This window comes from Streptomyces sp. RK62, assembly GCF_018070255.1.
Lineage (GTDB): Bacteria > Actinomycetota > Actinomycetes > Streptomycetales > Streptomycetaceae > Streptomyces > Streptomyces nigra.
The window spans coordinates 105,823-129,120 of record NZ_JAGPYD010000013.1 but is presented as its reverse complement, the minus strand read 5'-3'; the positions used below and the strand labels follow the sequence as shown (position 1 = coordinate 129,120).

Sequence of the window (23,298 nt, the reverse complement as noted above, 5' to 3'; positions counted from 1 at the left end):
TGGTGGAACGCGCGCGGGATCGGGCCCGGCTACTTGATCATGTAGATCGTGGCGAAGAGTCCGATCCAGACGACATCGACGAAGTGCCAGTAGTAGGACACGACGATCGCAGCGGTCGCCTGTTCGTGCGTGAACCTCCGGGCCGCGTAGGTGCGGCCGAGGACCAGCAGGAAGGCGATGAGACCGCCCGTCACGTGCAGGCCGTGGAAGCCGGTGGTCAGGTAGAAGACCGAGCCGTACGGGTCCGACGAGAGCGAGAGGCCCTCGTGCTTGACCAGCTCGGTGTACTCGTACACCTGACCGCCGATGAAGATCGCACCCATGATGAAGGTGACGATGAACCAGCCCCGGAGCTTCTTCACGTCACCGCGCTCGGCGGCGAAGACGCCGAGCTGGCAGGTGAGTGAGGAGAGCACCAGGATCGTGGTGTTCGTCGCCGAGAACGGGAAGTTCAAGGCCTCGGCCTTCTCTGCCCAGAACTCGGGTCCCGTCACCGATCGCAGGGTGAAGTACATCGCGAAGAGGGCCGCGAAGAACATCAGCTCGGAACTCAGCCAGATGATGGTTCCGACGCTGGTGAGGTTCGGCCTGTTGACCGACGGGTGCGCGTGCCCGGTTTCTACTGTCGTTGCTGTCGCCACGACCGACATTATGTCGGTCGCTTATCCCGCCCTCACTCCGGGGGGTGCCGTTCGGAGTGTCTTCCCCGTTCATACCGGTGTTGACGTGGTGTTCAAGGGAGTAGCATCCGGCCCAACGGGCCCTGTCCTTACGACGCCGACGTCACGGAGGAACCCATGCAGCCGACCGCCACGGTGCTGGTCTACAGCGACGACTCCAACACCCGCGAGCAGGTGCGGCTCGCCACCGGGCGACGGCCCGCACCGGACGTGCCGGTGGTGGAGTTCGTGGAGTGCGCGACGCCGGCCGCCGTCGTCAAGGAGCTGGACAAGGGCGGGATCGACGTCTGCGTCCTGGACGGCGAGGCCGTGCCCATGGGCGGCATGGGGCTGTGCAAGCAGATCAAGGACGAGGTGTTCGAGGCCCCGCCCGTGCTGCTCCTCATGGGGCGCCCGCAGGACGCGTGGCTCGCCACCTGGAGCCGCGCCGAGGCCGCTGTGACGCTGCCTGTGGACCCCGTGGAGTTCGCCCAGGCCCTGGCCTCCCTGCTGCGCACCAGGCGCCTGCAGAGCGCCTAGAGGGCTTTGGGCGGGACCTCCGCCTCCGCTCTGTATCCGCCCGTCCGCGGTCAGACGTTCTGCGGTCTCAGCCTGGCCCGTTCGGCCGGGCTGGGGCCGTCCGGCGTGTCGGCGACGAGGGCGCTTCCGCCGCGCCACTTGCGCCAGCTGAGGTTCCAGTCGCCGTAGCCGTTGCCGAACGGCGCCATCATCTCGCCGCCGGAGTTCACCACCTCGACGATGTCGCCCTCCTTGACGGTCTCGTAGAACCAGGCGGCGTTCGCGGTGCTCATGCCCGTGCAGCCGTGGCTGACGTTGGCGTATCCCTGGGAGCCGGTCGACCAGGGGGCGGCGTGGACGTACTCGCCGCTGTTGGTGACGCGCACCGAGTGATGCACGATCAGGTCGTAGAAGTCGGAGCTGCCTATGCTCGCGCTGGTCATCCGGACGGTGCCCTCCTTGGCGAGGACGACCTTGACGCCGTTGCGCGTGTCGTAGCCGGGCTTGCCCGTGGTGACCGGTATCTCCCGGATGACCTCGCCGTTGCGGTAGACGGTCATCACATGGGACCCGGCGTCCGTGACCGCGATGACCCGGTCGCCGATGGCGAGGCCGAGGGACTTGGACTTGCCGCCCCGCAGCCGGTCGCCGACCCGGATGCCCTCCAGGTTGCTGCGCGCGCGGACGGTGGCGCCGGCCGGCCAGTAGTCCTTGGGCCGGTAGTGGAGTTCCTTGTCGTCGACCCAGTGCCAGGCGCCGGAGACGGCGGGTATCGACTCCACCCGCAGGGCCCGTTCGACGGTGGCCCGCTCCTCCTTGGTCCGCACGGGCGCGCTCAGCTTGGCGGTGACGGGCTGGCCGACCCCGTACGTGCCGGCCCGGGGGCCGAACGTGACCGTGAGCGGCTTCTGGCTGGCCGGCCTGCTGGTGTCGAAGGTGACGACCTTGCGGCCGGGGGCGCCGTCCTCGTCCTCCGTGCTCACCCGCACCGTGTAGCGGGCGTCGGCGGCCAGCGGGGAGGTGCTGTGCCACCGGGTGCCGTCGGCCGAGAGTTCGCCCGCCACATGCCGTCCTGTGGCGTCCTGGGCGACGACGTCCGTGATCCGTCCGTCGGAGTCCTCGGCGGTGATCTCCAGGGGCTTGTCCGGGTCGACCTTGCGGCCGTCGCCTATGGGGCCGTTGAAGGCGATCTGCTCCGCGGCGTCGTAGGGCTCTGCGGAGAGCGGGTTGCCGTCGCTGCTGCAGCCTGCGGCACTCGCGCCGAGCGCGATCAGCAGCAGCGCGCAGCCTATGACGGTGCTCGTGCGCGGTGTATTGCTCATGGACTCACGCTAGGAAGCGGCGTCCGCGGCGGCGCGCCGAGTCATGCGTTCGGGTGACGGCGGAGGCGTACGGCGTGTCGGGGAACGCCGAAAGCCCGGACCCTCCTGACGGAGTGTCCGGGCTTTCGGTGGAACGGGTTCAGGTCACTGGGTGCGGTTCTCACCGCGGTAGTACTCGAAGACCCAGCCCCAGATGCCGATGAGGATCATCGGCAGCGAGAAGTACATCAGCCACCAGCCGATCGCGATCGAGAGGAACGCGAGAGCGCCACCGATCGCGAGGGAGAGGGGCTGCCAGCTGTGCGGGCTGAAGAAGCCCACCTCGCCGGCGTCGTCCGCGACGTCCGCCTCCTTGTCGTCCTGCGCGCCCGCGTCGACCCGCCGGGCCGTGAAGCCCAGGTAGAAGCCGATCATGACCGCGAGACCGAAGGCCAGGAAGAGGGCCGTGGTACCGGCCGGCTCCTTCGACCACACGCCATAGACGATCGCCATGGCGAGGATGAAGACGCCCAGCCACATGAACATCCTGCCCTGGATCTTCACTTGCCGGCCTCCTTGCCACCAGCCAGAGCCTTGTCACCGTGAGGCGCGTTCTCGAGCTGGTCGAGTGCGGCGATCTCAGGGTGATGCAGGTCGAACGCCGGGGATTCGGATCGGATCCGCGGCAGAGTGATGAAGTTGTGCCGCGGCGGCGGGCAGGACGTCGCCCATTCGAGCGAACGGCCGTAGCCCCACGGGTCGTCGACGCCGACCGGCTTGCCGTACTTGGCCGTCTTCCAGACGTTGTAGAAGAACGGCAGGAGCGACAGGCCGAGGACGAACGAGCTGATCGTCGAGAAGGTGTTCAGGGCGGTGAAGCCGTCGGCCGCGAGGTAGTCCGCGTAACGACGGGGCATGCCCTCGGCACCCAGCCAGTGCTGGACCAGGAAGGTGCCGTGGAAGCCGATGAACAGCGTCCAGAAGGTGATCTTGCCGAGGCGCTCGTCGAGCATCTTGCCGGTCATCTTCGGCCACCAGAAGTGGAAGCCGGCGAACATCGCGAACACCACGGTGCCGAACACCACGTAGTGGAAGTGGGCCACCACGAAGTACGAGTCGGAGACGTGGAAGTCCAGCGGCGGCGAGGCCAGGATGACGCCGGTGAGACCACCGAAGGTGAAGGTGATCAGGAAGCCGACCGCCCAGAGCATCGGTGTCTCGAAGGACAACGAGCCCTTCCACATCGTTCCGATCCAGTTGAAGAACTTCACGCCGGTGGGTACGGCGATGAGGAACGTCATGAAGGAGAAGAACGGCAGGAGCACTCCGCCGGTGACGTACATGTGGTGCGCCCACACGGTCACGGACAGACCCGCGATGGCGATGGTCGCCGCGATCAGGCCCATGTAGCCGAACATCGGCTTGCGGGAGAAGACCGGGATGACCTCACTGATGATGCCGAAGAACGGCAGCGCGATGATGTACACCTCCGGGTGTCCGAAGAACCAGAAGAGGTGCTGCCACAGCAGCGCTCCGCCGTTGGCCGAGTCGAAGACGTGGGCGCCGAACTTGCGGTCCGCCTCCAGCGCGAACAGCGCCGCCGCCAGCACGGGGAAGGCGAGCAGGACCAGGACCGCGGTCAGCAGCACGTTCCAAACGAAGATCGGCATGCGGAACATGGTCATGCCCGGCGCGCGCATGCAGATGATCGTGGTGATGAAGTTGACCGAGCCGAGGATGGTGCCGAAGCCGGAGAAGGCCAGACCCATGATCCACATGTCGGCGCCGATGCCCGGCGAGCGGACCGCGTCCGACAGCGGGCTGTAGGCGAACCAGCCGAAGTCGGCCGCGCCGTCGGGGGTGAGGAACCCGCCGACCGCGATGAGCGAGCCGAACAGGTACAGCCAGTAGGCGAACATGTTCAGCCGCGGGAACGCCACGTCGGGCGCGCCGATCTGCAGCGGCATGATCCAGTTCGCGAAGCCCGCGAACAGCGGCGTCGCGAACATCAGCAGCATGATCGTGCCGTGCATCGTGAACGCCTGGTTGAACTGCTCGTTCGACATGATCTGCAGACCGGGTCGAGCGAGCTCGGCGCGCATGACCAGCGCCATCACGCCACCGATCACGAAGAACACGAACGACGTGACCAGGTACAGCGTGCCGATCGTCTTGTGGTCGGTGGTAGTGAGCCACTTGACCACGACGTTGCCGGGCTGCCGGCGGCGGACCGGCAGTTCGTTCTCATAGGTGCCCGCCTCGGGGGCACCCAAGGGTTCGTTGACGATGCTCACAGGTTTGTCGTCTCCCGGTTCTTCTCGTGGCTCGTCTGCGCGATGCCGGCGGGAACGTAACCGGTCTGCCCCTTCTTCGCGAGGTCCTTGAGGTGCTGCTCGTACCGCTCGGGGGAGACGACCTTCACGTTGAACAGCATCCGGGAGTGGTCGACGCCGCACAGTTCGGCGCACTTGCCCAGGAAGGTGCCCTCACGGTTGGGGGTCACCTCGAAGGCGTTGGTGTGGCCCGGGATGACGTCCTGCTTCATGAGGAACGGCACCACCCAGAAGGAGTGGATGACGTCACGCGAGGTGAGCACGAAGCGGACGGTCTTGCCCTTCGGCAGCCACAGGGTGGGACCCGGGGTGCCCTTCTGCGGGTTCCGGGTGCTGGGGGTGCCGCAGTCGTAGACGCCGCCGGCGTTCGCCGGGAAGTCGTCCTTGTACCGGTCCGGGATGGCGGCCAGTTCCTTGGACGTCTTCGCGTCACCGGTGGAGCCCTCGACGTCGGCGACCATGTTGAAGCACCAGCTCCACTGGAAGCCGACCACGTTCACCGTGACGTCGGGCTTGTCCTTGAGCTCGAGGAGCTTCGACTCGTCGCGTGCCGTGAAGTAGAACAGCACGGAGACGATGATGAGCGGGACCACGGTGTACAGCGCCTCGATGGGCATGTTGTACCGGGTCTGCGGGGGAACCTCGACCTTCGTCCGGCTGCGCCGGTGGAAGATCGCGCTCCAGATGATCAGGCCCCACACCAGCACGCCGACGGCGAGCGCAGCCGCCCAGGAACCCTGCCACAGGGAGAGGATCCGCGGAGCCTCTTCCGTGGTCGGGGTGGGCATACCAAGGCGGGGGAAGTCTTCCCAGTTGTACGAGCAACCGGTGGCTGTCGCCAGGACCAGGCCCGCGGTCATTGCCTGCAGCAGCTTCCGCCGCATCGGGCGCCGCGGCGAGCGGTCGGAGCCGTTGGGACTCACGTAGCGCCTTCCCGAGAGTCTCGCCCGCGCGGTTCGGCTGCGGCCTGGCCTTCTCGCTGGTCGGTCGCCGCCCTGCGTCGGGCAGGGGTTTGGATGTTTATGCGGACCAAACCCTAGCCGACGCCCTCCGGGGGTTCGCGGGGAGGGGTGCCTAGTGGAACGGGGGGTTCGCTGGATTGGCGGCGGCGGGCCGTCCGGGGCCGGTCGCACGGCCTGCGCGCCCCTGGGAGGCGGGCCGCCGAACGGACGCTCTAGCGTTGCCGTGTGGGCTACTTCGACGCTGCTTCCAGTGTTCCTCTCCACCCCGTCGCCCGGCAGGCCCTGCAGGCCTCGCTGGACGAGGGGTGGGCCGACCCCGCACGGCTCCACCGGGAGGGCAGGCGGGCCCGGTTGCTGCTGGACGCCGCCCGGGAGGCGGCCGCCGAGACGGTGGGGTGCCGGCCCGACGAGCTGACGTTCACGACGTCCGGGACTCGGGCCGTCCACACCGGTGTCGCCGGGGTGTTGGGCGGACGGCGGCGGGTCGGACGTCACCTGATCGTGTCGGCCGTCGAACACTCCTGTGTGCTCCATGCGGCTGACACGCACGAAGCGGCGGGGGGTTCGGTCAGTCAGGTGGCGGTGGACCGCGCCGGGGCGGTGACGGCGGACGCCTACCGGGAGGCGCTGCGCCCGGACACCGCGCTGGCGTGTCTGCAGTCGGCCAACCACGAGGTGGGCACCGAGCAGCCGGTGGCGGAGGTGGCCGCGGTGTGCCGGGAGGCCGGGGTGCCGTTGCTGGTGGACGCGGCGCAGTCGCTCGGGTGGGGGCGGGTGGAGGGCGACTGGTCGGTGCTGACCGGCAGCGCCCACAAGTGGGGCGGACCGTCGGGCGTGGGGCTGCTCGTGGTCCGCAAGGGGGTGCGGTTCGCCGCGCAAGGGCCGGTGGACGAACGGGAGTCGGGCCGTGCGCCCGGGTTCGAGAACATCCCGGCGATCGTCGCGGCGGCGGCCTCGTTGCGGGCCGTACGGGCGGAGGCGGCCCAAGAGGCGGTACGGCTGCGGGAGCTGACGGAGCGGATCCGGGCGCGGGTGCCGGAGCTGGTGCCGGACGTGGAGGTGGTCGGCGATCCGGTGCAGCGGCTGCCCGGGATCGTCACCTTCTCCTGTCTCTACGTCGACGGGGAGACACTGCTGCACGAGCTGGACCGTGCCGGATTCTCCGTGTCGTCCGGTTCGTCCTGTACGAGCAGCACGCTGACGCCCAGCCATGTGCTGAGGGCGATGGGGGTGCTGAGCGAGGGGAACATCCGGGTGTCGCTGCCGCCGGGCACGGACGCCGAGGAGGTCGAGCGGTTCCTTCAGGTGCTGCCGGGGGCGGTGGCGGGCGTCCGGGAGAAGCTGGACGCCCCGGCCTCGGGGCCGGTGGCCCGGGAGGACGGGGACGACGTCCTGGTCGTGGACTCTCTGGGCAAGCGGTGCCCGATCCCCGTCATCGAGCTCGCCAAGGTCATCGGGCAGGTACCGGTGGGCGGGCTGGTGCGGGTCCTGTCCGACGACGAGGCGGCCCGGCTGGACATCCCGGCGTGGTGCGAGATGCGGGGCCAGGAGTACGTGGGCGAGGAACCGGCGGAACGGGGGACGGCCTACCTGGTCCGCCGGCTCGGGTAGCCCGGGGGCTGGAGGTCAGGCCAGGTGGGCCCGCACCTCTTCGCTCGCGTCATGGCCGTACGCCTTGGCGAAGCGCTCCATGAAGTGGGCGCGGCGCAGCTGGTACTCCTGGGTGCCGACGGTCTCGATGACGAGCGTCGCCAGCATGCAGCCGATCTGGGCGGCGCGCTCCAGGGAGACGCCCCAGGCCAGACCGGACAGGAAGCCGGCCCGGAAGGCGTCGCCGACGCCGGTGGGGTCGGCCTTGCGCTCCTCCTCGGGGCAGCCGACCTCGATCGGGTCCTCGCCCTGCCGCTCGATGCGCACACCGCGCGAGCCGAGCGTGGTCACGCGGTGGCCGACCCGGGAGAGGATCTCGGCGTCGCTCCAGCCGGTCTTCGACTCGATGAGGCCCTTCTCGTACTCGTTGGAGAAGAGGTAGGTCGCGCCGTCCAGCAGTATCCGGATCTCCTCGCCGTCCATCCGCGCGATCTGCTGGGAGAAGTCGGCGGCGAACGGGATCTGCCGGGAGCGGCACTCCTCGGTGTGGCGGAGCATGCCCTCGGGGTCGTCGGCGCCGATCAGGACCAGGTCGAGGCCGCCCACGCGGTCCGCGACGGTCTTCAGCTCGATCAGGCGGGCCTCGCTCATCGCGCCCGTGTAGAAGGAGCCGATCTGGTTGTGGTCGGCGTCCGTGGTGCAGACGAAGCGGGCGGTGTGCAGGGTCTCGGAGATACGGACCGAGCCGGTGTCGACGCCGTGCCGGTCCAGCCAGGCCCGGTACTCGTCGAAGTCGGAGCCGGCGGCGCCGACCAGGATCGGCTTCGTGCCCAGCTGGCCCATGCCGAAGGCGATGTTCGCGCCCACACCGCCCCGGCGCACGTCCAGGTTGTCGACCAGGAAGGAGAGCGAGACCGTGTGCAGCTGGTCCGCGACGAACTGGTCGGCGAAGCGACCGGGGAAGGTCATGAGGTGGTCGGTGGCGATGGAGCCGGTGACTGCGATGCGCACGGCGGGGAGTCTCCTGGGGGGAGGTTGGGTTGACAGTCCACGCTACCTTCCGTGACCGGCTCGCTGAAGTGGCCGAAACTACCCGATAGTAGATCTTTCTTCTCGGGCCTCGGGGTGCTTACGGTGCCGCCATGACGAAATTCGAGGTCCGCGCCCCCGCTCCGGCCGACCAGGAGGCCGGGCTGGCATCGCTGCTCGGCGACTGCGCGCGGATGGCACCTCACTGGGCCGTCCCCGACCGGGTCCTTTCCCACCCGGTCTCGCCCGCACTCATCCACGGGGTGTCGGTGCCGCCGAGGTCGGCGCGACTGCTGGACGCGATGTCCGACTACGGCGACTGAGCGACCGGCGCCCACCCGGGCGCCTCATGGGGAACCGTGCGCTCCCCCGCTGCGTCCCATCGGCGTCCCCCGTAAAGGGGATGCGGGATACGACCCGACGGATCCGGTTTTGACAGGGCCGGGTCAGGGTCCTGGGACATGTGCGCGGCCGAAGGAGCGATGCGGTGAACACCGAGCGACCCGAGAACGACGACACGGCTGCCTCTGGCGGTGACCGTAAGGACGCGGGGGCGCCCGGCGCCGGGGGGTCGGCCGAGGTGGAAGCTCCGGGGGGCGTGGGCACCGGGGGTGCCGGTGAGGGCCGGGCGTCGGACGCCGGTGAGGGCCAGGTGTCGGACGCCGGGGACGCTAGTGAGGGCCGGGCGCCAGAGGCCGTAGAAGCTGATGCCGAGGCCGAGGCGCCGGAGGCCGCAGCTGCCGACGCCGGTGCTGAGGCGCCGGAAGCCGTGGAGGCCGGCGCTGAGGTTCCCGAGGCTGAGGGCGCCCCTGCCGATGGGCCGGACGTCGACGGCCGGCACGGCCAGGGGGCCGGGAGCCGGCGGCGGTCTTCCGCCGCCGTTGCCGCCGTTGCCGCCGCCGTGCTGCTCGTCGGCGGGGGCGGGGCCTATCTCGCCGCGAACGCCTCGGGTGGGTCGGACGGGTCCGCGGCGACCGGAGCCGGCGGCTCCACTCCCCCGCCGCTGAACCTGGACGGGGCCACCGACGGCGGCGGTTCGCCCGGTATCGCGCCCGGGGAGCCGAACCCGTACGGCGTGAAGTACCGGGCGGGCGGCGAGCTGCCGGACGGGCCGGGGTCGGCGCCGGTGTACCGGGCCACGGGCCAGGTCGGCGCGGACGACGTGGCGCGGCTGGCCGAGGCGCTCGGCGTGGACGGCACACCCGTGTCCCGCGGGGAGACCTGGCACATCGGTGTGAAGGACGGCTCGGGGCCCACGCTCCAGGTGGACAAGAAGGCACCGGGCGCCTGGACGTTCCAGCGGTTCGCCGCCGGCACCGACGACTGCCGGGGTGTCGCCGAGTGCTCCAAGGCGCCGTCGGCCCGGGCCGGTGACCCGCCCGCCGAGGACGCCGCGAAGAAGGCGGCGGAGCCGGTGCTGGAGGCGGCCGGACTGGACGAGGCGAAGCTGGACACGAGCCAGGTCATGGGCGCGCAGCGGGTGGTGCACGCCGAGCCGGTGGTGGACGGGCTGCCCACGTACGGCTGGACCACCGGGGTCACCGTGAACGCCCAGGGCGAGGTGGTCGGCGGCAGCGGTCTGCTCGAGTCCCCGGAGAAGGGCGACACCTACCCGGTGCTGAGCGCGGAGAAGACGCTCGGGCTGATGAACAGGACTCCGGCCGCCGACGGCCGTACGGGCATCGGCGGCTGCGCCGACCCCGTACCGCTGAAGGACGGCACCGCAGTGCCCTGCGAGGCGGCGCCGGACGCGCCGTCGAAGGACACGGACACGGTCACGGTCGAGAAGGCGGTGTTCGGGCTGGCCGCGCACGCGGTGGACGGCCGGCAGGCCCTGGTGCCGTCCTGGCTGTTCGAGGTGCGGGCGCCCGAGGCGCGGGACAGTTTCACGGTGACGCATCCGGCGGTCGATCCGGAGTATCTGGCCTCGTCGTCCGGTGAGGCGACGGACGGGCCGAGCCCGCGTCCGTCCGGCCCGAAGGACGACCCGTCCGCGTCCCCGGTCACCCGGAACGTGACGGTGGAGGGCTACAAGGCCGAGGGCAGGGAGCTGACCGTGACCTTCACGGGCGGGGTGTGCGCCGACTACGACGTGACGGCGAGCGAGAGCGGCGGCGCCGTGACGGTCCGGGTGACGGAGACCACGCGGCCGGAGAAGGTCTGCATCCTCATCGCCAAGGTGTTCCACCGGACCGTTCAGCTGGACGAGCCGCTCGGCGACCGGAAGGTCGTGGGCACGGACGGGCAGAGCGTGCCGCTGGAGAAGCCGGGCGCGCGGCTGCCCGCGACACCGCAGACGTCCGGGGCCCAGTAGGCGCCCGGACAGCAGGAAGGCGGCGGCCCCGTCGGAGGGGGTCGCCGCCTTTCCACGCGGATCGGCCGGTCTGGGCCGGTCCGGCTAGCTGAACGAGTCGCCGCAGGCGCAGGAGCCCGTCGCGTTGGGGTTGTCGATCGTGAAGCCCTGCTTCTCGATGGTGTCGACGAAGTCGATGGAGGCGCCGCCCAGGTACGGGGCGCTCATGCGGTCGGTGACGACCTTGACTCCGCCGAAGTCCTTCACGACGTCGCCGTCGAGCGAACGCTCGTCGAAGAAGAGCTGGTAGCGCAGGCCCGAGCAGCCACCCGGCTGAACGGCGACACGCAGAGCCAGGTCGTCACGGCCTTCCTGGTCCAGCAGGGCCTTGACCTTGGCCGCGGCGGCGTCGCTCAGAATGATGCCGTCGGTGGCGGTGCTGGTCTCGTCCGATACGGACATCTACATCTCTCCCGGGTTGTACGGAGACTGCTTGCCGACGAGTGCAACCGGCAAGGCCGCGGATTCATTCCGGGCCGAGCGTGCTTTTCCGCTTCTCTTGCTCGCCCTCTTCATGCTCGCACATGCCCGGCGGCGCGGACAGCGCCCTGTTGAGGGGCCGCGGGCGGGCCGTTCCGGGATTCCCGTCACATCGACACGACCGGCATCGTCAAACTGACGTGAACCGGTTATGATAGATAGCGTCAATCCGACGAGAAGTCGGAGAAGGTGTCCCGCTTGACCCGCCGGACCGGACTTCCGGCGCCGGCGAGCCGCAGAACAGAAAGGGTGCGTGTCGTGACCACCGCCCAGACCCAGGAGCTCGACGTACAGCCGACGCCCCTCGCCCTGTTGCTTCTCGGCCGCGAGGCCGACCCGAGGAGCGAGCGCGGCGTCGAGTGTCCCGGTGACCTGCCCTCGCCGTCCGACCCGGACCTGGTCGAGCGGGCCCGCGCGGCCAAGGAGAAGCTCGGTGACAAGGTCTTCGTGCTCGGCCACCACTACCAGCGCGACGAGGTCATCCAGTTCGCGGATGTGACCGGTGACTCCTTCAAGCTGGCCCGGGACGCCGCCGCGCGTCCGGAGGCCGAGTACATCGTGTTCTGCGGTGTGCACTTCATGGCGGAGTCCGCGGACATCCTGACCTCCGACGACCAGAAGGTCGTCCTGCCCGACCTCGCGGCCGGCTGCTCGATGGCCGACATGGCGACGGCCGAGCAGGTCGCCGAGTGCTGGGACGTGCTGACCGAGGCCGGCATAGCCGAGCAGGTCGTGCCCGTCTCGTACATGAACTCGTCCGCGGACATCAAGGCGTTCACGGGCAAGCACGGCGGCACGATCTGCACGTCGTCGAACGCCAAGCGCGCCCTGGACTGGGCCTTCGAGCAGGGGGAGCCCTCGGCAACAAAGGTCCTCTTCCTGCCCGACCAGCACCTCGGCCGCAACACCGCGGTGCGCGACATGGGCATGTCCCTGGAGGACTGCGTCGTCTACAACCCGCACAAGCCGAACGGCGGGCTGACCGCCGACGAGCTGCGCGCGGCGAAGATGATCCTGTGGCGCGGGCACTGCTCGGTGCACGGCCGCTTCAGCCTGGACTCCGTCAACGACGTGCGCGAGCGCATCCCGGGCGTCAACGTCCTGGTCCACCCCGAGTGCAAGCACGAGGTCGTGGCCGCGGCGGACTACGTCGGGTCGACCGAGTACATCATCAAGGCCCTGGAGGCCGCCCCGGCCGGTTCCAAGTGGGCCATCGGCACGGAGCTGAACCTGGTCCGCCGGCTGGCGAACCGTTTCGCGCCCGAGGGCAAGGAGATCGTCTTCCTCGACAAGACGGTCTGCTTCTGCTCGACGATGAACCGCATCGACCTGCCCCACCTGGTGTGGACGCTGGAGTCGCTGGCCGAGGGCACCCTGGTCAACCGCATCGAGGTCGACAAGGAGACCGAGGCGTTCGCGAAGCTGGCGCTGGAGCGGATGCTGGCCCTGCCGTAGCCGCCCGCCCCGCCCTCACCCCGACACGGGCTCCCGGTCGGGGTGGGCGGGGTCCAGCGTGAACAAACCGCCCTCGGACGTGGTGACAACGAGGGCGCCGCCGTTCAGCAGCACCTGTGACGACTCCTGGCCCAGGCTCTCCGCCCGCTGGGCACGCGGCATCGTCTCCCAGAGCAGGGTGCCCTTCCTGGCGTCGAGGGCGGCGACCCGGCCGCTGGCGGTGGAGAGGTAGACCGTGCGGGCGCGCGGGTCGTGGGTGATGCCCCAGGAGCGCTCCATGCTGGTCCGGGTGGTCCACAGCCGCTCGCCGGTCCGGGCCGACACGGCGGTGAGCCGACCGGAGGACGAGACGCACCAGAGGACGCCGCCCGCGAGGGTCACGTCCTCGTCGAGATCCTGCGCGAGCTCCGTGACCGTGCTCCTGCCCGTGTCCGGGTCGACCCGCCGGATCCGGACGAACGTGTCACGCTCCGCCTTCTCGGGCCGGTCGAGGAGAAGGACGCGCCCGTCGTACGTCCCGAGGAGCAGGGACTGGGACGGCACCCGGGCCGTGCGCGCCGTGCCGTCGGCCGGGTCCAGGCTGAGCAGGAGCCGGTTCTTCGTGCCCCACTCGGCCGGCCCGCACATCAGGGGCAGGGCGGGCCCGGCGGGCGCCCAGTCGCAGTACTGGCCTTCCCGCAGGGTGGCCGTCCAGCGTTCGGCGCCGGTGCGTGCCGAGCGGGCGACCAGCGTCCGGCCGCCGTCGTCGTCCGGGGCGACGACGAGGTCGCCGGACATATGGGGACGGGCCTGCCCTGCGTTCACCGCGCGGTGCCAGAGCCGCTTCCCGGTGCGCGCGTCCAGGGCGCTGACCGAGAACCGCTGCTCTCCGTCCCCGCTGGGGCGGTACAGCTGCTCGACCACCACCGTGCCGTCCACGACCCCGAGCACCGAGAAGCTGAACAGGCCCTTGCCCAGGGCGGACGGCACTCCGTCGGCGCGCCAGACGGCCTTCCCGGTGAGCGCGTCGATCCGCACGGGCAGCGTCCCGTCGCCCGCGCAGAACACGGCCGTCCCGTCCGCCATGCACCGCGGGGCGTCGAAGTGGCCCACCCCGGCCACGTCGGAAGCCTTCTTCACCCCGCTCGCGGCCGTCGCCTCCATCGTCGTCTGCCAGGGCCGCCAGCCGGCCGGCAGGGCGGCCCAGCGGGAGGGCGCGGCGACATCGGTGCCCTGCGGGCGGTCCTCGTCCCCGGGGCCGGCGAGGAGGTAGGCCGTCAGCCCGAGCGCGAGCACGACGGCGGTCCCGGCCACGGCCCACAGCCTGCGGGCGCGGCCCCTTCGGCGAGCGGGCGGCTCCTCAGGAGAGAGGGAATCAGCGTCGGGGGTCCCCGCGGGGCGGGTCCGCACCAGGGCCAGCTCGCCGGCGCGCAGCCGGACCGTGGCGCCCTCGTCGTCGCCGGTCTCCGGAAGCGCGGCCATGAACTCGGCGGCCAGGGTGCCCGGTTCGGGCCGCTCTCCTGGGTCCTTGGCCAGGCAGCGCTCCAGGATCGGGCGCAGAGGCTCCGCCACACCGTCCAGGACCGGGGCGTCGTGCACCACCCGATACGCCGTCAGATAGGGGCTGTCCGCGTCGAAGGGGCCGCGCGCGGTGGCGGCGAAGACGATCAGGGCGCCCAGGGAGAAGACGTCGGAGGCCGGGCCCACCGAGCGGGCGTCGGTCAGCTGCTCCGGGGACATGAACGGCGGGGTGCCGATCATCTGGCCGGTCTCGGTCAGGGTGTTGTGGTTCTCGGCCGCGCGCGAGATGCCGAAGTCGATGACCCGGGGGCCGTCGTCGGCCATGAGCACGTTGGCGGGCTTGAGGTCGCGGTGGACGACCCCGGCGCGGTGGATGTCCCGCAGCGCCTCCACCAGGCCGAGCGCCAGCCGCCGCAGCTCGGTGCGGTTCAGCGGTCCCTCGTCGCGGATCCGGGCGGCGAGCGAGGGCCCGGGCACGTACTGGGTGGCCATCCAGGGGCGTTCGGCGTCCGGGTCGGCGTCCACGACGGGGGCGGTGAAGACACCGCTCACCTTGCGGACGGCGGCGATCTCCTGGCGGAAACGGGTCCGGAAGACGGGGTCCTCGGCGTACTGGGCGTGCACCACCTTCACGGCGACCTCGCGGCCGGACCGCGATCTGCCCCGGTAGACGGCACCCATGCCGCCCGCGCCGAGCCGGTCCAGCAGCCGGTAGCCACCGACCGACTTCGGGTCGTCCTTGCGCAGCGGCACGCCCGAGCCCTTCCCCCGTGAGCCAGTTCGAGGCCCCAGCATACGTAACGGTGAAACGGCGACGGCCGGTTCCCGAACCGGTTGTTCCGGTTCGGGACCCGGCCGTCACGGGTCATGCGGTCACACGGTCACGCGTCAGACGGACGCGGGCTGCGTCTCCTCGGAGGAGGCGTCCTGCGCCGGCTGCTCGGGCAGGCCGGCCTTCCGGGCCCGCTTGGCCGCCCGCTTCTTCGCCCGGCGCTCCTTGCGCAGTTCGAGCATCGCGTAGAGCGTCGGGACGAGGAGCAGGGTGAGCAGGGTGGAGGTGATCAGACCGCCGATCACGACCACGGCCAGCGGCTGGGCGATGAAGCCGCCCTCTCCGGTGACGCCGAGCGCCATCGGGAGCAGGGCGAAGATCGTCGCCAGCGCCGTCATGAGGATCGGGCGCAGCCGGTGCCGGCCGCCCTCGACCACGGCCTCGACGACGCCGTACCCCTGGGCCCGGTACTGGTTGATGAGGTCGATCAGCACGATGGCGTTGGTGACCACGATGCCGATCAGCATCAGCATGCCGATCATCGCGGGGACGCCCATCGGGGTGCCGGTCGCGATCAGCAGACCGATCGCGCCGGTCACCGCGAACGGGACCGAGACGAGCAGGATCAGCGGCTGTGCGAGCGAGCGGAAGGTCGCCACCAGCAGCATGAAGACGATCGCGATCGCCGCCAGCATCGCCAGGCCCAGGTTGGCGAACGCCTCGTCCTGGTCCTCGGAGACACCGCCGATGTCGGCCGTCGCGCCCGCCGGGAGCTTCAGCCCGTCGATCTTCGACTGGAGGTCGGTGCTGACCGCGCCGGTGTTGTCACCGGTCGGCTTGGCCGTGATGGTGGCGGCGCGCTGGCCGTCGATCCGGGTCATCGACACCGGGCTGTCCACCAGCTTCACGTCCGCGATGTCCCCCAGCTTCACCGGGCCGAGGCGCAGCTCCCGCAGCTCCTTCAGGGTCGTCGCCGGTTCGGCCGACTTGATGACGACGTCCCGCTCGGTGTCGTCGAGGGTCGCCTGGGCCGCGGTGGTGCCGCGGACCGCCTGGGCCACGGCCAGGCCGAGGCTCTGGTCGTCGAAGCCGGCCGCGGCCGCCTTCTCGTTGGCCCGCACCGAGACGCGGGGCACGCTCTGGGACAGGTCGCTGGTGACGTCGGTGACGTCGTCCAGGCCTGCCACGGCCTTGCGGACCTGCTCGGCCGCCGTGCGCAGCACCTCACCGTCGGCCGCCTTGACGACGACGCTCAGGTCCTGGGCGCCGAAGCCGTCACCGGCGGAGATGGTGGTCGTGCCGATGCCGTCGAGCTTCTTCAGTCCGGCCTCGATACGGCTCTGCACGTCGTCGTAGGACGCGGAGTCCTCCAGCATCACCTGGTACGACGCCTGGTTGGTGTCGGTGCCGCCGCCGAAGGCGGCCATGAAGCCGGACGAGCCGATGGTGACCTGGTAGTCCTTGACGCCCTTCGTGTCCGCGAGCAGCTTCTCGACCTTCTTGGCCTGCGCGTCGGTCGCGGCGAGGCTGGTGCCGGGCTCGAGCTCCTGCTTGACGGTGAGGACCTCCTGCTCGCCCTGGTCGAAGAAGTTCGTCTTCAGCAGCGGCGCCATGCCGAATGTGCCGAACAGGACGGCGACGGCGATGAGCACACTGGTCAGCCGGCGGCGGGTGGCGAAGCGCAGGACGGGCACGTAGATCCGCTGGAGCCGGCTGCGCGCCTCCTTCTCCTCGGCGGCGCGGCGGGCCTCGTCGGCGTCCTCGGGCGTGCCCTTCGGGGCGCGCAGGAACCAGTACGACAGCACCGGCACGACCGTGAGGGACACCAGCAGCGACGCCAGCAGGGCCGCCGTCACCGTCAGGCTGAACGAGCCGAACAGCTCGCCCACCATGCCACCGACCAGGCCGATCGGCAGGAAGACGGCCACCGTGGTGAGCGTCGAGGAGGTCACTGCGCCGGCGACCTCGCGGACCGCCTTGAGGATGGCCTCCTCGCGCTCCTCGCCGTAGCCGAGGTGCCGCTTGATGTTCTCCAGGACCACGATCGAGTCGTCGACGACCCGGCCGATCGCGATGGTCAGCGCGCCGAGCGTCAGCATGTTGAGCGAGAGGTCCCGCGTCCACAGGACGATCAGGGCGAGGACGACCGACAGCGGGATGGACACCGCGGTCACCAGCGTCGAGCGGATCGACGCGAGGAAGACCAGGATGACCAGGACCGCGAAGAGCAGACCGAGCGCACCCTCGGTGGTCAGTCCGTCGATGGACTTCTTCACCGCCGGGCCCTGGTCGCTGACCACGGTGAGCGTGGCGTCCGAGCCGAGGTCCGCGCGCAGCTTCGGCAGCTTGTCCGCCACGGCGTCGGAGATGGCGACGGCGCTGCCGTCACGGTCCATCGTCACGGCGACGGCCAGCGAGGGCTTGCCGTCGGTACGGGTGAGGGAGTCGGCCGGGGCCTGCTCCTGGGCGACGGTCGCCACGTCGGCGAGGCGTACGGGCTTGCCCTTGCCCTGGCCCTTGACCCGCAGGTCCTTGATCTGGTCGAGCGAGGTGAAGCCGCCGCCGACCTGCACGGTGCGGTTGGCGCCGTCCTCGTCGAAGGAGCCGGCGGGCAGGGTGGCGCCGCCGGCCTGGAGGGCCTTGGAGAGGTCCGCCGGGGTGAGCCCGGCCTTGGCGAGCTTGCCGTCGTCGGGGGTGACGGCGACCTGGAGGTCGCGCACTCCGTCGACGGTGACCTGGCCGACGCCGTCGATCTCCTTGAGTGCGGGCACCAGGGTCCGGTCGAGCCGATCGGCCAGGGCCTGCTGGTCCTTGCCGGAGGTGACGGCGAGGACGACGGTCGGGATGTCGTCGGTGGAGCCCGCGATGACCTGCGGGTCGACGGAGTCGGGCAGCTGGACGCGGGCCCGGTTGACGGCCTGCTGGACGTCGGCGACGAGCTGCTGGGTGCCGGGGCCGTAGTCGAAGGACGCCATGATGACGGCGTTGCCCTCGGCGGCGGTGGAGGTGACGCCGGTGATGCCGTCGACGGCTTCGAGGCTGTCCTCGATCGGCTCGACGACCTGCTTCTCGACCACGTCCGGGGACGCGCCCTGGTAGGGGGCGATCACGGACACCATGGGCAGTTCGATGGAGGGCAGCAGCTGCTGCTTGAGCTGGGGTATCGCGATCGCGCCGAAGACCAGCGCGATGATCGAGATCAGGCCGATCAGAGCTCGTTGCGCGAGGCTGAATCGGGACAGCCAGGACATGGGTGGAAGGTCTCTCTCCTGTGGGCGGAAGGCGTGGGCAGGCGGGCGGGCCGCGGTGGCGCGGCACACAGGTGGGCGCCCGCCCCTACACCCTGGGCCATCGCGGAAGCCCGTTCCCTAGCCCCCAGGTCCATTTCTCGCCCGGCGTCTACTCCGGGCGCAGTACACGGGCTGGAGTTCACTCCACCCTCGGACGTACCAGCCCCGACTCGTAGGCGATGACGACGAGCTGGGCCCGGTCGCGGGCGCCCAGCTTGGACATGGCCCGGTTGACGTGGGTCTTCACGGTGAGCGGGCTGACCTCCAGCCGCTCGGCGATCTCGTCGTTGGAGAGTCCGCCGGCGACCTGGACCAGCACCTCGCGCTCGCGGACGGTCAGGGCGTCGAGCCGCTCGCCGCGGGCGGGGTCGCGGCCGTCGCCGTCGCTGTGGGCGAGGAAGCGGGCGATCAGGCTCTTGGTGGCGGCCGGGGACAGCAGGGCCTCGCCGCCCGCGGCGACCCGGATCGCGGCGAGGAGCTCGTCGGGTTCGGAGCCCTTGCCGAGGAACCCGGAGGCGCCGGCCCGCAGCGACTGCACGACGTAGTCGTCGACCTCGAAGGTGGTCAGTATGACGACGCGGACATGGGCGAGGGCCGGGTCGGCGCTGATCATGCGGGTGGCGGCGAGGCCGTCGGTGCCGGGCATCCGGATGTCCATGAGGACGACGTCGGCGCGCTCCTGCTTCGCCAGCCGGACCGCCTCCTCGCCGTCGGAGGCCTCGCCGACGACCTCCATGTCCGGTTCGGAGTCGACCAGCACCCGGAAGGCGCTGCGCAGCAGGGCCTGGTCGTCGGCGAGCAGGACTCGGATCGGCATACGGCTTCCTCGGCGGGCGCTGGGGGGTGGTTCCGGTGTCACGACAACTGCCGGAGGGTCCCGGCGAGTTCCCGTCCGCCTGTCACACGGCGTCCTCCGTGGCCCGGACGCCCGCCCCGACCGGCAGGATCGCGTGGACCCGGAACCCTCCGCCGTAGCGGGGCCCGGTGGTCAGGGTGCCGCGCAGGGCGGAGACGCGTTCGCGCATCCCGAGCAGGCCGTGGCCGCCGCCCGCGGTGCCGTCGTCCTGGCCGGAGCCGTCGTCGAGGACGGTGACCTCGATGTTCGGGCCGACGCGGACGACGCTGACCTCGGCCCGGGCGCCGGACCCGGCGTGCTTCTGCACATTGGTCAGGGCCTCCTGGATGACACGGTAGGCGGCGAGGTCGACGGCGGCGGGGAGCGTGGTGTCCTGGTCGGCGCGGGCGACGTCCACCTGGAGTCCGGCGTTGCGGAAGGTACCGGCGAGGTCGTCGAGGCGGTCCAGGCCGGGCGCCGGTTCGGTGGGGGCCTCCGGGTCGCCGGACTGCCGCAGCAGGCCGACCGTGGCGCGCAGTTCGTCGAGGGCGGAGCGGCTGGCCTCCCGTACGTGGGCGAGGGCCTCCTTGGCCTGGTCGGGCCGCTTGTCCATGACATGGGCGGCGACGCCGGCCTGCACATTGACCAGGGCGATGTGGTGGGCGACGACGTCGTGCAGATCGCGGGCGATGCGCAGGCGCTCCTCGGCGACCCGGCGGCGGGCCTCCTCCTCGCGGGTGCGCTCGGCCCGCTCGGCGCGTTCGCGGATGGCGGTGACCACGGCCCGGCGGCTGCGGACCGCGTCTCCCGCGGTGGCGCCGATGCCGGTCCAGGCGAAGATGGCGAGGTTCTCCTGGGAGTACCAGGGCAGCGGCCCTGCGAGCATCGCGGAGCCGGTCAGGACGGTGACGGTGAGCAGGCCGATCCGCCAGGTCGTGGAGCGGTCGGTGGTGGAGGCGACGGTGTAGAGCGCGACGACCGCGGCCATGGCCACGGGGGCGCGCGGGTCGCCGGTGGCGAACTCCACGAGGGAGAGGCCGCCGGTCACGGCGAGGACCGTGATGGGGGCGCGGCGGCGCAGGACGAGGGCCGCCGCGCCGAGGGTCATCAGCAGCAGGCTGAGGGCGTCCGGGGTGCGCAGTCCCCAGGTGACGCCGTCCTCGCCGTGCGGGTCCACGAACGAGCCGGCCACCATGCAGGTCAGGACGGCGACGGCCAGCGCCGCGTCCAGGGCCATGGGGTGTGCCGTGAGGTGCCGGCGGACACGCTGCCCTGCGGAGCTCGTAACGGGGGCCAACTCGGTCTTCCTCAGGTGGGTGTGCCCAGTGTCCGGTGTCGCGGGTGCGGGCCGGCCACCCCGGTACGGCAGGGGTGACGGGTCAGCCGGGGATCAGTCCGTCGTCGCTGAGCAGCTCCCGGACCTCCTCCAGGGTGGCGTCCGGGGACGGCAGGATCAGGTCCGACGGCTCCAGGGCGTCGTCGGGCAGCGGGGTGCCCCGCCCGCGGACCTCGGCGAGCAGGGCGGTGAGGGTGCGACGGAAACCGGGGCCGTCGCCGCCCTCCATCTCCGCGAGGAGCTCGTCGTCCAGCTTGTTCAGCTCGGGCAGGTGGCTGTCGGAGAGACGCACCTGCCCCTCACCCATGATCCGGACGATCAGGTCGCCCATCTCGGCCTCCTCGGCGTGGACCCCGGCCGTCCGCTACTGCTTGTCGAAGCGCGGGGTGTCCTGCGGCTGCTGCTGGGACTGCTGCTGTCCGGTGCCGCCCTCGATGGCCTGCTGTCCGGCCGAGGAGCCTCCCGCCAGCTCCGCCTTCATACGCTGCAGCTCCAGCTCTACATCCGTACCACCGGAGAGCCGGTCCAGCTCGGCCTGGATGTCGTCCTTGTGCATACCGGACTGGTCGTCCAGGGCGCCGGAGGCCAGCAGCTCGTCGATGGCGCCGGCGCGGGCCTGGAGCTGGGCCGTCTTGTCCTCGGCCCGCTGGATCGCCAGGCCGACGTCGCCCATCTCCTCGGAGATGCCGGAGAACGCCTCGCCGATCCGGGTCTGGGCCTGGGCCGCGGTGTAGGTGGCCTTGATGGTCTCCTTCTTGGTGCGGAAGGCGTCCACCTTGGCCTGGAGCCGCTGGGCCGCGAGGGTGAGCTTCTCCTCCTCGCCCTGCAGGGTCGCGTGCTGGGTCTCCAGGTCCGTCACCTGCTGCTGGAGGGCGGCGCGCCGGGACAGCGCCTCGCGGGCCAGGTCCTCGCGGCCGAGCGCGAGCGCCTTGCGGCCCTGGTCCTCCAGCTTGGACGACTGGGACTGGAGCTGGTTGAGCTGGAGCTCCAGGCGCTTGCGGGAGGTGGCCACGTCGGCCACGCCCCGGCGCACCTTCTGGAGCAGCTCCAGCTGCTTCTGGTACGAGTAATCGAGGGTCTCGCGCGGGTCCTCGGCCCGGTCAAGGGCCTTGTTCGCCTTCGCGCGGAAGATCATCCCCATACGCTTCATGACACCGCTCATGGGCTTCGCGCGCCCCCTTCTGACGGACTCCAGCTCCAGCACCTGCGACAGAACCCACAGTACGGGCCCTGCATCCATTACCGCACTGTTCGGGGACGGATGCGCTCATCCCCAAGGACGACTGCGTACGCCTCCGCTCCGGCGTGAGGAGTAGGTGACCCCCGGGTGTGCCGTGACCGGCCGGCCCGGTGCCGCCGCGGGACTCCCCCCGTGACCGCCGGAGGGACCCGTCCACGACGTCCCCTCTGTCCCCGTACGACGACTGGTGTTGCCGGATCGTTCCCCACGGGGCTGGGGTCCAACCCCGTGCACCCCGTACCCTTGGGTTTTGTGTTCCGTAGCCGTGCCAAGGAAGAGAAGGCCCAGGACGCCGCCAAGGCGCCGGTGACCGACTCCACTCAGACCCGCCATCCCGAGGCCCCCAAGGGCCGCCCCACGCCCAAGCGCAGTTCGGCCCAGTCGCAGCGCCGCAGCGTGGCCAACACGTCGATGTCGCGCAAGGACGCCGCCAAGCGCCAGCGCGAGGAGCGCCGTGCCGCCCTGGAGCGCCAGCGCCAGGCGCTGGCCTCGGGCGACGAGCGTTACCTGCCCGCGCGTGACAAGGGCCCGGTCCGCCGGTTCGCGCGTGACTTCGTCGACTCGCGCTTCAACATCGCGGAGTTCTTCCTCCCGATGGCCGTGGTCATCCTCGTGCTGAGCATGGTGCGGGTGCCCGCGCTGCAGAACATCGCGCTGCTGCTGTGGCTCATCGTGATCGTGCTGATCGTGCTCGACTCGTTCGTCACCGCGTTCCGTCTGAAGAAGCGGCTCGCCGAGCGCTTCCCGAACGAGAGCCGCCGCGGCGCCGTCGCCTACGCGCTGATGCGCTCGCTCCAGATGCGCCGGCTCCGGCTGCCCAAGCCCCAGGTCAAGCGCGGAGAGCGGCCCTGAGCGCTGCCGACTTCTCCGGGGGTGCGGCCGACGCCTGGCTGAGCAAGGTGGGCGGTCTGCGTGAGGTCGTACGGCAGGAGCTGGTGACCCGGCAGCTCGACGAGCAGATAGCGGGCCGGTTCCCGGTCGGGAAGCGGCTGCGCGTCCTCGACGTGGGCATGGGCCAGGGCACGCAGGCGCTGCGGCTGGCCCGCGCCGGTCACCAGGTGACGGGCGTCGAGCGGGACGCGACGATGATCGCGGCGGCCCGCGCCCGGCTGGCCGGTGAGCCCGAGGGCATCCGGGAGCGGGTGCGTCTCGTCCAGAGCGACGGGCGCGACACCGGGGTGCACTTCCTGCCGGGCAGCTTCGACGTCGTGCTGTGCCACGGTGTGCTCATGTACGTCGACGAGCCCGATCCGCTGCTGGCCGGGCTGGCGCGGATGCTGGCGCCCGGCGGCCTGCTGTCGCTGCTCGTGCGCAACGGCGACGCGCTCGCCCTGCGCCCGGGACTGGCCGGCGACTGGGAGACGGCGCTGGCCGCCTTCGACACCAGCGCGTACAGGAACCGCCTCGGCCTGGACGTACGGGCGGACCGGCTGTCCGATCTGACGGCGACGCTCGCCGGGATCGGGGCGCCCCTGCACACCTGGTACGGCGTACGGGTGTGCACGGACACGGCCGCCGACGAGGCGGAGATCCCCGACGACCTCGGCACCCTCCTCGCCGTCGAGGAGCGGGCCGGGAAGACCGACCCGTACCGGGGTGTGGCCGCGCTGCTGCATCTGTGCGGGGTGCGGGGCTGAGCCCGTT

20 protein-coding genes are annotated in these 23,298 nt (G+C 71.0%); 7 read left to right on the top strand and 13 right to left on the bottom strand.

All coding sequences use genetic code 11. The features are described from left to right. Positions 1–29: 29 nt before the first annotated feature. Positions 30–650, bottom strand: coding sequence for a heme-copper oxidase subunit III (locus KBY32_RS25110; RefSeq protein WP_055624516.1), 621 nt, complete (start codon positions 648–650; stop codon positions 30–32). Positions 651–797: 147 nt separating this feature from the next. On the opposite strand from KBY32_RS25110, the gene KBY32_RS25105 reads away from it, so the two are divergent. Next, positions 798–1,199, top strand: a complete 402-nt coding sequence (locus tag KBY32_RS25105; RefSeq protein WP_210981742.1) for a hypothetical protein — start codon at positions 798–800, stop codon at positions 1,197–1,199. A 50-nt stretch (positions 1,200–1,249) separates the two neighbouring features. Here the strand turns inward: KBY32_RS25105 and KBY32_RS25100 are convergent, their stop codons facing one another. The 4 genes from KBY32_RS25100 to coxB all read right to left on the bottom strand — a co-directional run bounded on the left by KBY32_RS25100 (position 1,250) and on the right by coxB (position 5,735). Beyond that, positions 1,250–2,500, bottom strand: a complete 1,251-nt coding sequence (locus tag KBY32_RS25100) for an Ig-like domain-containing protein (protein ID WP_210981741.1) — start codon at positions 2,498–2,500, stop codon at positions 1,250–1,252. A gap of 144 nt (positions 2,501–2,644) precedes the next feature. Continuing rightward, the gene (locus KBY32_RS25095; RefSeq protein WP_055624513.1) at positions 2,645–3,043 is read right to left on the bottom strand and encodes a cytochrome c oxidase subunit 4; all 399 of its coding nucleotides are present in this window, start codon (positions 3,041–3,043) and stop codon (positions 2,645–2,647) included. Further along, positions 3,040–4,773: a cytochrome c oxidase subunit I gene (ctaD, locus tag KBY32_RS25090; RefSeq protein WP_055624512.1), complete on the bottom strand. Its 1,734-nt coding sequence runs from the start codon at positions 4,771–4,773 to the stop codon at positions 3,040–3,042. Before ctaD ends, KBY32_RS25095 begins: the two co-directional genes overlap by 4 nt. Next, positions 4,770–5,735: a cytochrome c oxidase subunit II gene (gene coxB, locus KBY32_RS25085; protein ID WP_210981740.1), complete on the bottom strand. Its 966-nt coding sequence runs from the start codon at positions 5,733–5,735 to the stop codon at positions 4,770–4,772. The genes ctaD and coxB overlap by 4 nt, the downstream gene beginning before the upstream one ends. 264 nt (positions 5,736–5,999) lie before the next feature. Here coxB and KBY32_RS25080 point away from each other — a divergent pair, with 264 nt between their 5' ends. Beyond that, a complete protein-coding gene (locus KBY32_RS25080) occupies positions 6,000–7,385 on the top strand; it encodes a cysteine desulfurase/sulfurtransferase TusA family protein (RefSeq protein WP_210981739.1) in 1,386 nt (461 codons plus the stop codon). A gap of 15 nt (positions 7,386–7,400) precedes the next feature. Here KBY32_RS25080 and KBY32_RS25075 read toward each other — a convergent pair whose 3' ends face one another. Beyond that, the gene (locus KBY32_RS25075) at positions 7,401–8,375 is read right to left on the bottom strand and encodes a carbohydrate kinase family protein (protein WP_055624509.1); all 975 of its coding nucleotides are present in this window, start codon (positions 8,373–8,375) and stop codon (positions 7,401–7,403) included. A gap of 131 nt (positions 8,376–8,506) precedes the next feature. Between KBY32_RS25075 and KBY32_RS25070 the strand changes: the two genes are divergently transcribed. After that, entirely contained in the window at positions 8,507–8,716 is a 210-nt protein-coding gene (locus tag KBY32_RS25070; protein ID WP_055624508.1) for a hypothetical protein, read from the top strand. A gap of 578 nt (positions 8,717–9,294) precedes the next feature. Then, positions 9,295–10,707 carry a hypothetical protein gene (locus KBY32_RS25065; protein ID WP_308293794.1) on the top strand — a complete coding sequence of 471 codons (1,413 nt, stop codon included), beginning with the start codon at positions 9,295–9,297 and terminating at the stop codon, positions 10,705–10,707. Positions 10,708–10,791: 84 nt separating this feature from the next. Here the strand turns inward: KBY32_RS25065 and KBY32_RS25060 are convergent, their stop codons facing one another. Continuing rightward, a complete protein-coding gene (locus tag KBY32_RS25060) occupies positions 10,792–11,148 on the bottom strand; it encodes an iron-sulfur cluster assembly accessory protein (protein ID WP_030951236.1) in 357 nt (118 codons plus the stop codon). Positions 11,149–11,484: 336 nt separating this feature from the next. Here KBY32_RS25060 and nadA point away from each other — a divergent pair, with 336 nt between their 5' ends. Continuing rightward, the gene (gene nadA / locus KBY32_RS25055; RefSeq protein WP_210981737.1) at positions 11,485–12,681 is read left to right on the top strand and encodes a quinolinate synthase NadA; all 1,197 of its coding nucleotides are present in this window, start codon (positions 11,485–11,487) and stop codon (positions 12,679–12,681) included. Positions 12,682–12,696: 15 nt separating this feature from the next. Here the strand turns inward: nadA and KBY32_RS25050 are convergent, their stop codons facing one another. The 6 genes from KBY32_RS25050 to KBY32_RS25025 form a co-directional block, all read right to left on the bottom strand. After that, positions 12,697–14,934, bottom strand: coding sequence for a PQQ-binding-like beta-propeller repeat protein (locus KBY32_RS25050; RefSeq protein ID WP_210981736.1), 2,238 nt, complete (start codon positions 14,932–14,934; stop codon positions 12,697–12,699). A 135-nt stretch (positions 14,935–15,069) separates the two neighbouring features. After that, positions 15,070–18,204 (bottom strand): efflux RND transporter permease subunit, encoded by a 3,135-nt coding sequence (locus tag KBY32_RS25045; RefSeq protein WP_210981735.1) that lies wholly within the window; start codon positions 18,202–18,204, stop codon positions 15,070–15,072. Positions 18,205–18,382: 178 nt separating this feature from the next. Then, complete coding sequence (locus KBY32_RS25040; RefSeq protein WP_210981734.1) at positions 18,383–19,060, bottom strand: response regulator transcription factor; 678 nt, start codon at positions 19,058–19,060, stop codon at positions 18,383–18,385. A gap of 82 nt (positions 19,061–19,142) precedes the next feature. Then, positions 19,143–20,315 carry a sensor histidine kinase gene (locus tag KBY32_RS25035; RefSeq protein WP_210981733.1) on the bottom strand — a complete coding sequence of 391 codons (1,173 nt, stop codon included), beginning with the start codon at positions 20,313–20,315 and terminating at the stop codon, positions 19,143–19,145. 142 nt (positions 20,316–20,457) lie between these two features. Next, the gene (locus KBY32_RS25030; RefSeq protein ID WP_055624575.1) at positions 20,458–20,736 is read right to left on the bottom strand and encodes a hypothetical protein; all 279 of its coding nucleotides are present in this window, start codon (positions 20,734–20,736) and stop codon (positions 20,458–20,460) included. 42 nt (positions 20,737–20,778) lie between these two features. Continuing rightward, positions 20,779–21,564 carry a PspA/IM30 family protein gene (locus KBY32_RS25025; RefSeq protein ID WP_079033842.1) on the bottom strand — a complete coding sequence of 262 codons (786 nt, stop codon included), beginning with the start codon at positions 21,562–21,564 and terminating at the stop codon, positions 20,779–20,781. Between the two features lie 342 nt (positions 21,565–21,906). Here KBY32_RS25025 and KBY32_RS25020 point away from each other — a divergent pair, with 342 nt between their 5' ends. Both KBY32_RS25020 and KBY32_RS25015 read left to right on the top strand, forming a co-directional pair. Continuing rightward, positions 21,907–22,506 (top strand): DUF3043 domain-containing protein, encoded by a 600-nt coding sequence (locus KBY32_RS25020; RefSeq protein ID WP_210981732.1) that lies wholly within the window; start codon positions 21,907–21,909, stop codon positions 22,504–22,506. 83 nt (positions 22,507–22,589) lie between these two features. Continuing rightward, the gene (locus tag KBY32_RS25015; protein ID WP_210981803.1) at positions 22,590–23,291 is read left to right on the top strand and encodes a bifunctional 2-polyprenyl-6-hydroxyphenol methylase/3-demethylubiquinol 3-O-methyltransferase UbiG; all 702 of its coding nucleotides are present in this window, start codon (positions 22,590–22,592) and stop codon (positions 23,289–23,291) included. Positions 23,292–23,298: the final 7 nt, after the last annotated feature.